Origin of the sequence: Rickettsia sp. TH2014 (assembly GCF_019249195.1) — a bacterium.
Taxonomy (GTDB): Bacteria; Pseudomonadota; Alphaproteobacteria; order Rickettsiales; family Rickettsiaceae; genus Rickettsia; species Rickettsia felis.
The window spans coordinates 1-10,457 of record NZ_MXAX01000127.1; the positions used below are offsets into that span (position 1 = coordinate 1).

The following is a 10,457-nucleotide window of genomic DNA, read 5'->3' on the forward strand; positions in this document are numbered from 1 at the left end:
AAGATTAAATCTCAACTATTACATATTATTTGACTTGCAAATTCCTAACTCTACTAGTAATGATTGTTATAAATTATCAGGTACTGAAAGTATAACATTAGCTGAAATTGAATGTTATTAACTCTAAATTGACCCGAATTATGGATAAATCTTTATCCATAATGCGGTAAGTAATATTTCTTTTTTATATCAAGTTATGATATCAATTTGTGAAGCATCGGATCCTAATGTATAAGTTTCCATGTCTATATCGGTATTTGTGGATACTAATTGCTCTATGTTAGAAAGCCATAGATCAAAATTACTTTTCCATGTATCATATATGATTGGCTTGTTTTTCATACTAATACATAGGATATGCTCATCCTCGTGCTTAACATTAGTTATTTCAAACTTAGTATTTGGCAATACTACTATTTCCTTTTCTCCATCGTTTAATATAGAAGAAATATCAGCACCTACTAGAGAGGAATTCATTTCAATTTCATATTCAATATTAATTTGATGCGGTTTTAATTCATCTGACATATGATTATTAATAATACTCTGCTCAGAAGTTGTAGACATAAACCGCTCTGTAGAATATTCATTTCCTATGTTAAATATACCCACCTCTGATTTCTCTCTTGTTTCTCCACGGCAAATAGTAAGATTTTCAACTTGTCCTTGACTCATTTGGTATTGATCATTAGTTAGTATTACTAAAGCACGTTGCATTTCATAGGATTCTTTTGTTTTATCATACAACCTCATATAGCCGGTTTCTTTGAAATCTTTCAATGCAAAAAATTCTCTAAAAGTTATATTGTTATTATCATCTAATACTGCTTCATTGTAAGCATCGACATATTCTTCAAGTTCTACTCCATCTTGTTTTTTTAATTCTTCAAGTTCATTTAAGGAGTAGATTTCTTTCAATATCTCTTCTGCTGTTTCGTAATCTATTTCATCGTCATTATACATAATGCTTCACACCTCCGTTCATTAGATTTTTATTGTATCTAACTTACTTATTTATCAAAGTTAGAAAGGTGGTTATAACAAAGTAATAGACTAGGCTCAAAAAAAATTAATGAAAATTATAAGTTATGCAATAATTTAGTTTTCGTACGCAGAGCTTAATCAATCATCTTTATCCTTAGCTCTTCCTTTTCTCTAGCTATTTTCACGGTATTGCCGCTACTTACTTCACCTGCTAAAATCATTTTAGCTAAATTATTTTGTATTTCCCGCTGGATAAGGCGTTTTAAGGGTCTTGCTCCAAAGTTTGGGTCATAACCTTTTTCGGCCAAGTAATTTAAGGCAGATTCATCAAATTCAAGAGTAATATTTTGTTGTAGCAAAATTTTCTTTAAACTTTCTAGCTGAATTTTAACTATGTCGTGGATATTATCACGATTTAGGCGATGGAATAATATAATTTCGTCTAGCCTATTTAAAAACTCAGGCTTAAATACTGCTTTTACATATTCCATAACCTCATCTTTTACTTTATATGTATCTTCGTCCTCTTTCTGATTAACGAGTATCTCAGCACCTAAATTAGAAGTTAAAACTATAATAGTATTTTTAAAATCAACTGTGATACCCTGACTATCGGTTAATCTTCCCTCATCAAGTATTTGCAGCATAATATTAAATATGTCGGGATGGGCTTTTTCAACTTCGTCAAATAATATTACCTGATAAGGACGGCGTCTTACGCTTTCCGTTAACACTCCGCCTTGATCATATCCGATATAGCCGGGAGGGGCTCCTATTAAACGAGAAATAACATGCTTCTCCATATATTCCGACATATCTATACGAAGTATCGCATTACGGTCATCAAAAAGAAAACCGGCTAAGGCTTTGGCAAGCTCGGTTTTACCTACTCCTGTAGGTCCTAAGAATAAGAAGGAACCAAGCGGGCGGTTAATATCCTGAATACCTGCGCGTGATCTTCTAACTGCATCACTAACGCCTTTAATTGCTTCATCTTGTCCTATAACCGATTCACATAATTTCTGCTCCATTACAAGCAAACGCTCACGTTCACTTGATAGCATAGTATCAATCGGAATACCAGTAATACGAGAGATAATACTTGCTATATCACTTTCCGATACAATTTCTTTTAATAGCCCTTTATTATCCATACTTTCGGCTTCCTGAATCTTTTTCATAATCTCAGGTATAATTCCGTATTTTAGCTCACTAGCTTTAGCGAGATTAGCGTCACGCTCGGCACGCTCTAGATCGATTCTTGCTCGTTCTAACTCTTCTTTAAGTTTTTGAGCTTGCTGTAGTTTAGACTTTTCTGCTTGCCATTTAGCGTTCATATCATATGATTTAGATTCTAACTTTTCGAGTTCCTCAGTTAAATGGGTAATTTTCTTTTTAGAATGCTCGTCATTTTCTTTCTTTAAAGCTGCCAGTTCTATTTTTATCTGAATAATACGGCGATCTAGCTCGTCAAGCTCTTCCGGTTTACTTGACAACTCAATTTTCATACGGCTACAAGCTTCATCAATCAAATCAATAGCTTTATCAGGTAAATAACGATCAGTAATATAACGGTTTGATAGCGTCGCTGCTGCAACTATTGCACTATCGGAAATTCGCACGGCATGATGCAGCTCGTATTTTTCTTTAATTCCTCTAAGTATTGATATAGTATCTTCTACGCTTGGTTCACCTACATAAACAGGTTGGAAACGACGAGCGAGTGCTGCATCCTTCTCGATATATTTACGATATTCGTCTAAAGTAGTAGCTCCGATGCAATGTAGCTCACCACGAGCAAGCATCGGCTTTAGTAAATTTGAGGCATCCATAGCACCGTCGGTTTTCCCCGTACCGACCAATAAATGCAATTCATCAATAAATAAGATAATTTCACCGCTTGACTCCTTGATTTCACCAAGTACTGCTTTAAGACGCTCCTCAAATTCGCCTCGATATTTAGCTCCTGCTATTAATGCTCCCATATCAAGCTCAATAATACGGCAGTTCATAAGTGACTCAGGTACGTCCTTACTAAATATACGTTGTGCAAGCCCCTCTATTATAGCAGTTTTACCGACTCCTGGTTCACCGATCAACACAGGGTTGTTTTTCATGCGGCGTGATAACACCTGCACGGTTCTTCGTATTTCTTCATCGCGCCCGATTATCGGGTCAAGCTTACCGCTTTCGGCAAGCTCTGTTACGTCCCTGCCGTATTTCTTTAGAACATCGTAACTATTTTCTGCTGATTCGGTATCTGCTTTTTTGCCTTTACGGAACTGTAAAATAGCTACTGCTAATTTTTTACTATTAATTCCATGGTTCGTTAAAATTTTACCGGCTATAGTATTATCATAAGTTAATGCTTCAAATATACGCTCTATGGTTACAAAGCTATCCCCTCTGTCTTTAGCAATGCTACTAGCTTTTTCTAAAACTTTAAGAGCTTCAGCAGAAGAATAAATTTGCCCCCCACCCTCAACCTGAACTTTTGGAATTTTATTTAGTTCTAGCTGAACTTGATCTTTTAATAAGTTTATATTGCTACCGGTATTATTAATAAGGGTTTGAATTATACCTGTTTCTTCACTGAAAAGACTAGATAATAAATGCAAAGGTAATACTTGCTGATGATCGTTTTTAGCAGCAATCGATTGGCTACTAGCTATCACTGATTTAGCATGTGCAGTAAATTTATCAATATTCATATAAATAACATATTTTAATTAATAAAGTTAAATATTCTTAACTAGACTATTTTTATATAATAATTTTTAATTAAAATAACAAGAGATGAACAACTACATATAGAATTTTATAATGCTTTCATCATTAAAAAAACAATTTGATAACGATAAGGCGTTTTTATTAAATCGTACAAAAGAATTTTTAACTACATCCGGAGTAGGCGTTCCTTTAGAAACAAATAGAGCTAAAATTGAAGAAGCTGTTGAAAAAGGCAGCTTTACCGAGGCATTACAGGGTTTAGAAATTTTACGTCATGAGAGAACCGGTATAAAGCTTACTAAAATTGAAGAAAAAAATAGCGAAACTTCAATATTAAAACGTGACGGTCGCAACAACCCTAATGAAAAAATTGTTTTAGGCACTGAAGCTTTTGAAATGCAATATTTAAACGCTATCAGAGGAGCGATAGACATAGCAAAGACCGAAAATAAACCTGAGCTTGTGCTGAAATTAAATAAAGAAGCAGTAAAATTTATTAATAGTTTTAATGCTTTGAATATGGAAAAATCACAAGAAAATATCTCAAAAAATATGCAAACTGAGATTGACAATGTTGCTGAATTGCTAGGAACACATGGTATAAAAAATGCTCATAAAAAATTAAATGTTGCTAAAGATTTTCAAAATTTCAATGATGAGCATTGTGATATAGTAACTTTGTCAAAAGTCACCAATGATGAGGGAAAAGAGCATATTGTAGTCGAAGCGGAAGTAGCTTTTAAAGGCTTGACAGAAGAACAAAAGCAAGAATATCAAAATAGAGAAGGTAAAAACTGGTATAATGTAATGCCTGAATGGAAGAGGAAGCTTGTTGATCAGTACGCTGATGCAATTAAAAACGGTAAGCATGTTATCCCAACCCAGTTACGACAAATCGTTGGCATGAGAAATGCCTTTGAGAAAATTGGGGCAATAACCGATAAAGGCAGTAAAAATTTTGAAACATTGCTTACATCTAAACATGCAGGTACATTAGCCTCGGTTTCAAATGATATAGATTCTAGACAAAAAATTACCGACTTAAATGCACGCCAAGCCCAAGAATGGCTTGAAGACGGCGTTACTATTCATACCAATACATTAAACTCAGGTCCTATAGGAGCTAGCAATGATCCCACAATTGTTGATCAGACAAAAAAATCTATGGAAAATGTCGGTGGGAAAAATACTAATACTCCTCTTAATTTATTTAGGCTTATAGGAGTAACAAATAATTTTTCAGGAGTGAGTGACACTTTAAACAAAATAGCAGAAAATTTACCAACTGAAAAAGGAATTGATGAATTAAAAGCACATATTAAACCTAGAAGCAATTTTGAACGTTTTTTTAGGATAAATAAACCTAAAGGAAATGCAGTAGAAATAATTAACAATGCAAATTTAACGAATCAGGAAAAAGAATTATTAAAAAAATCTGTAACATTAAGAAAAAATATTGAGCAAGCAGATATTCCTTTTAGAGTATCTTTCGAGAAAAACTTCCTTTTATATCGTTTGATAAAGAAAATATTAATCTAAATATATCAGATGCCTTAAGTAATTTAACAGAAAAAATAAGACAAAATAAACAAGAAAATAAAACCACTAGTTTAATAAATTTACCTCAGGAAGAAATATTAACAATGTGTGCTAGCGATAAAGATAGAGAAGGACTTAATGAACATAATAAAATATCTCAAGCATTATCAAAATATACCGGTGTAAAAATAACAGACATCGATATACAATTACTTAAAAACGGTCATATTGCTCAACAAGAAGGTAGTATTTATACAGGCGGCGCAACTATCGGCTGTTATGGAACAAAAAGCGAAAATAAAGCGGGTATTCCAAAAAGTAGAAAAGAAACACTTGCTGGTATAATGGAGGTAACGGCTAAAACAAATAAAATTGAAGATAAAAAAAGATGGATAAAAGATAGATGCAGAATATGAAAAAAAATCATCCTAAAGAATCTATCGTAATACACAGTGATAAGAAAGTTGTTGAACCGTTAACTAAATCGGTGTCCAACTTAAACCAAGTATAACCCCACCGGTTAAATTTAATAAAAGTCAAAATATAGGTATGGAGAAATAATGTCAGAAATTGCAATTGTAACAGGCGGTACTAGAGGAATAGGTAAGGCTACCGCTTTAGAATTAAAAAATAAGGGTCTTACGGTAGTTGCTAATTTTTTCAGTAATTACGACGCTGCTAAAGAAATGGAAGAAAAATACGGTATCAAAACTAAATGCTGGAATGTTGCGGATTTTGAAGAATGCAGGCAAGCAGTAAAGGAAATTGAAGAGGAATTTAAAAAACCGGTAAGTATTCTTGTTAACAATGCAGGTATTACCAAAGATAAAATGCTACATAGAATGGGTCATCAAGATTGGAATGACGTCATTAACGTTAATCTCAATTCTTGCTTTAATATGTCTAGCAGCGTAATGGAGCAGATGCGAAACCAAGATTATGGTCGTATAGTAAATATCAGTTCAATTAATGCTCAAGCAGGGCAGGTTGGGCAAACTAATTACTCTGCCGCTAAAGCCGGAATCATCGGTTTTACTAAGGCTCTTGCTCGTGAAACTGCTTCTAAAAATATCACCGTTAACTGTATAGCTCCAGGGTATATTGCAACCGAAATGGTAGGAGTAGTACCCGAAGACGTACTTGCTAAAATCGTTAATAGTATCCCCAAAAAAAGACTAGGACAGCCTGAAGAAATAGCTAGAGCCGTGGCATTTTTAGTTGATGAAAATGCCGGCTTTATAACAGGCGAGACTATTTCCATTAATGGCGGCCATAACATGATTTAAACAAATATAACTATTAATAGATAGGATATGATAAAACAAATATTGAAAGATATTAAGACACTATGTAAAAGTTGTAATTATGAAGGAGCATTTAATAAATTAGCAGAAATTAAAAGATTAGTCGGATATATACAATACTATCACTATGGAAATGGTATAATCTATACTTCCCAAGCAAAAACTAATAATGATATAACAGAAAAGCAACAGCTTTACTTTAAGGCAGAAATTTCATTTCGTAAAACAGCTCAATACAAATCTGTCCCTAAAAATACTTATTTTTTATTAGACAAAATTCTTTGTAAAGTAGGTAAATTCAAGGAAGTTAAGATTGTACTCGGACAATATACACCTTCCCAAAAGAACCAGAAAGAATTTCAAGAAATTCTTAGTCAAATACCCCAAGAACCTAATAAAACTACTAATTCACCGCTGCTACCGAGAGAAAATGATTTATCTAAAAGTCAATTAATTTTGGTTAATAATAGCGATTATGTAACGAGACAAGAACATAATGAATTAAAAAGCTCTATGCTTGAACTTCGTCAAGATGTTACAGAAATAAAGCTAACTATTGCAGACATAAAAAAATGTTAGTAGACGCAAATATCCCGCTTACTATAACTATAAACAACCAAATTAACGGATTGAAAGACATTAATCCTAGATTAGAAGAATATTATAAATATTTTAATACGGCTTTACACAATGTATTTATTGCTGCTAGTGCCGTAAGCAGTGGCTTAGTAGTTCCTGATGCTGGGCATTTGGAACGAGTTGGACCTATGTATTGGGCAAAAATATTTTGTTATACTGCTGATGTAGGATCAGCTGGGTTTTTACATCCTATTTTCAATGCTATAATAGCAGTCCTTCATGATGCAGGTGATAATATGTTTAACTCTAAGGAAGAAGTAAAGTTAGTAGATGTACTTACTAAATTTTGTAAAATGTTTAATAAGCAAAAGGATATGACCGTACCTATAGGTCAAGAACTACAGAGATTAGCTTTATTTTTTGCTAATTTAAGGAGCGCAGAAATCACAAAAAATAATGAGACGGAGTTCAGCAATTTCTTTACGGATAAACTGCCGATGCAAAATAAATTTTTTCGTTATGATACCAATAATACCAAAGAAATGAATAGTAAACCTATGGAAAAAGTAGCACTTCAAGATGCTATTTCTTTGATTAGTTATATGCATAAGAATGCAGAGGATATATTAAAGAGTAAAGAACCGTTTTTAACACGAATTTTAACTACTGTAGAAAAGAAGTTTCACAAATCATGGGATGATATAAAGAAAACTACTCCCGGTAACGTAGAATATGATTTATGGCAAATAGAAAAGCAATTACCTGAATCTGAAATAATAACCGAGAAAGCAAAAACTGGACAGTTAACAAGTATAAATATACCTTACTTTTTATTTGATTTCTCAAAATCATATTTTCCGATGATTTCTTTATCGGGCATCAGAAGAGGAATTGAAGCTTTTTTTAATAAAGAATATTCTGAAGATAAACTTACGACAGTAGAGCAAGGCTGCTTCTTCTTATTCTTGGCATATAAAATATTTAGACACGGTAATGAGGCGTGCCTCAAATATTTTGGTGATAATGATAAATATAAGGAGCTGATAAAACAAGTTTTCAAGGATTATCCTCATTTATTTTTTAGAGAAGAGGCAATTAACATCTGTATTAAAAATGAAACTGATAGCAAAAAAGCATTAGATGCAATAAAGTTAGGGTCATCGGATAAATTTTTTGTAGATTGCTTTCAAAAAGTATTTCCTAATTTAAATTTTGTTAAAGTTATGGTAAAACTTGAACCTAAACCGTAATTTGAACAGGGACCTGTGTTTGAATTTGACGCAATAGAGGTATTATTTTTAGATATAGATGAAAATGGTGCTATAACGATAGTAGGTGATGTTAAACAATAAATTTATTTAAAAAATGACCAGCATATACTACATTCTTGACAATGTTCCTGCTATTTATAAGCAGGACATGGAAATAGAGTATGAGCATTTGGCTATGCAATTAATTAAGTCTGGTAAATTACGGATAGATACCGATGATTGCTGCAATTTTGCAAGATTTACCGAGCCTGCTCTTAATATAAGCTTAATGGTTAGTAAAGAAGAACTAACAAGCCCGCATTTAATCCCTGAAACTACCAAGCTTTTTCAAAATTTATATAGAAACTCTGCTTCAGATCAGAAAATAAAATCAATCTTTGATAACTTAAAAAAACAAATACAAAAGCTACAACCGGTTAAGAAAGAAGTAACTGAAATGCTGGCACGTCTTTTTGTTCAGTCGGCTCATCCGATTGTAATAAGGTGGCTTCTTCTTAATAAGACGGAAGTATTTCTTACCTATTCGCATAATATCGGCGATATGATGGATATGGTTAGCTGGCAACGAGTAGGCGGTAATAGCGGTATGCAAAGCACTAACGGCAAGGATGTAGCTATTTTTGTTTCATGCGGCGGCAATCCTTTTGCTGAAAACAATAAAGATTATCCTATGTACGGTAATGGCTGGCCTGCCGTTGCTAGGCTTCAGATTATCGCAGCCCAAGAGCTTGGGCATTTTGCCGATATAAAAAGAGATGATAAAGGCAGACAAATAACTCGCCATTCGGCTAATCTTTCCGGTACTAAAGCTACCGATAAAGTACGAATTGCTAGAAAAAATGATATAATACATTGTCATAATTTGCTTAGTAAACTCCTTAAAGCGGGTATGAAAAAGCAATTAGATTATGAAACGAAACTTAAATTTTATAATGCAAACAAGGTTAGTGGCTTAAAAGTTTATGCTATAAAATTCATGATTTTAATATATAAATTTCGGCTTTTAAATTATAGCAGTAGAAATAACCTAATATTTGTAAAAAAATTTAAAACCGATAAATATATGGCATTAATGATTGAGGCTATGTTTAAAGATATGCAAGCTAATTTATCGCCAAACGCTGAAGTGTATAAAAATAAAAACCCTGAAATTGAAGAAGCTGTAGCCTGTATTGAGGCACTCGCTAGAGTACCGCAACAAGCCGTAAAATGGGGATATTTAACTACCAAAGAAACTATGCACGACCTTTATAAAATATATTATAACGAGGTTATACCTTCTTTAATTACTAGCTATAATGTTGTCACCGGTGAAAATTATAAACGTGATTTTAAAAAACCAAAAAACGGCTTCTTTTCTAAAACCAATATCTTCAGGAATAAGAAGCTAGTATTAAAACCAGTTAGAGAATTGTAAGTATACTGATGTGAAATGAAAAGTAGTATACGAAGGTCAACTTCAAAAAGAGCAAGGAATTCACAAAGCGAGAAGCGGCAGCAGTTACTTAATACGTGAGTACCGCAGCTCTTGTAGGATGACATAGCCAATTTTTGAAGTTGACCTAGTATATATTGCTTTTTTAAGAATTTAGTATTAAATTTAATATAAAATTATATATAAAAAATGATATGACAAGCTTATCTATTACTCTACCCGATAATATAGCTAAAGCTAGTAATGAAATTGCTAAAAAGCTAGGATTATCTAGAACAGCCTTTATTCGTCAAGCCATTGTACATGAACTCGATAATCTACAGTTTCAATTTGAACAAAACGATATTATAAAAAGCTTTAATGCAATGAAAAAATCTAAAAAATATCTAGAAGAAATGACAGAAATCACTGAAAACTTAAATTCAGAATTACTAAAAGAAAAGGGGAAATGGTGGAGCAAAAAGAAATATTAACACGGGGCGGTATTTATTTGGCTAGGCTTGATCCTGCTAAAATAAATGAAGTTGGAAAAATACGTCCCGTAATAATATTAGATTCACAAACAATATTAGATTCTATTCCTCCTATAATTTGTAATAGTTGAGATTTAATCTT

Annotated in this window: 10 protein-coding genes; 8 read left to right on the forward strand and 2 right to left on the reverse strand. The window is 32.9% G+C overall.

Features of this window, described 5'->3' with window-relative positions:
• Nucleotides 1-121: DUF5424 family protein (locus tag KYQ89_RS02390; RefSeq protein WP_218460257.1), on the forward strand; the 121-nt coding region annotated here is incomplete at its 5' end.
• Between the two features lie 68 nt (nt 122-189).
• Here KYQ89_RS02390 and KYQ89_RS02395 read toward each other — a convergent pair.
• Together KYQ89_RS02395 and clpB are read right to left on the reverse strand one after the other, a co-directional pair.
• A complete protein-coding gene (locus KYQ89_RS02395) occupies nt 190-963 on the reverse strand; it encodes a hypothetical protein (protein WP_218460260.1) in 774 nt (257 codons plus the stop codon).
• Between the two features lie 155 nt (nt 964-1,118).
• A complete protein-coding gene (clpB, locus tag KYQ89_RS02400; protein ID WP_218460252.1) occupies nt 1,119-3,695 on the reverse strand; it encodes an ATP-dependent chaperone ClpB in 2,577 nt (858 codons plus the stop codon).
• 112 nt (nt 3,696-3,807) lie between these two features.
• On the opposite strand from clpB, the gene KYQ89_RS07670 reads away from it, so the two are divergent.
• The 7 genes from KYQ89_RS07670 to KYQ89_RS02460 all read left to right on the forward strand — a co-directional run bounded on the left by KYQ89_RS07670 (nt 3,808) and on the right by KYQ89_RS02460 (nt 10,315).
• Nucleotides 3,808-5,253, forward strand: a complete 1,446-nt coding sequence (locus KYQ89_RS07670) for a hypothetical protein (RefSeq protein WP_256621204.1) — start codon at nt 3,808-3,810, stop codon at nt 5,251-5,253.
• A 104-nt stretch (nt 5,254-5,357) separates the two neighbouring features.
• Nucleotides 5,358-5,669: a hypothetical protein gene (locus KYQ89_RS02420; RefSeq protein ID WP_218460261.1), complete on the forward strand. Its 312-nt coding sequence runs from the start codon at nt 5,358-5,360 to the stop codon at nt 5,667-5,669.
• 144 nt (nt 5,670-5,813) lie between these two features.
• Complete coding sequence (locus KYQ89_RS02425) at nt 5,814-6,539, forward strand: SDR family oxidoreductase (protein ID WP_218460253.1); 726 nt, start codon at nt 5,814-5,816, stop codon at nt 6,537-6,539.
• Nucleotides 6,540-6,566: 27 nt separating this feature from the next.
• On the forward strand, nt 6,567-7,136 hold the full coding sequence (locus tag KYQ89_RS02430) for a hypothetical protein (protein WP_218460254.1): 570 nt from the start codon (nt 6,567-6,569) through the stop codon (nt 7,134-7,136).
• Complete coding sequence (locus KYQ89_RS07675) at nt 7,130-8,386, forward strand: hypothetical protein (protein WP_256621205.1); 1,257 nt, start codon at nt 7,130-7,132, stop codon at nt 8,384-8,386. The genes KYQ89_RS02430 and KYQ89_RS07675 overlap by 7 nt, the downstream gene beginning before the upstream one ends.
• A 115-nt stretch (nt 8,387-8,501) precedes the next feature.
• The gene (locus KYQ89_RS02455; RefSeq protein WP_218460255.1) at nt 8,502-9,824 is read left to right on the forward strand and encodes a DUF2748 family protein; all 1,323 of its coding nucleotides are present in this window, start codon (nt 8,502-8,504) and stop codon (nt 9,822-9,824) included.
• 212 nt (nt 9,825-10,036) lie between these two features.
• Nucleotides 10,037-10,315 carry a ribbon-helix-helix protein, CopG family gene (locus KYQ89_RS02460; protein ID WP_218460256.1) on the forward strand — a complete coding sequence of 93 codons (279 nt, stop codon included), beginning with the start codon at nt 10,037-10,039 and terminating at the stop codon, nt 10,313-10,315.
• The last annotated feature ends 142 nt before the right edge of the window (nt 10,316-10,457 follow it).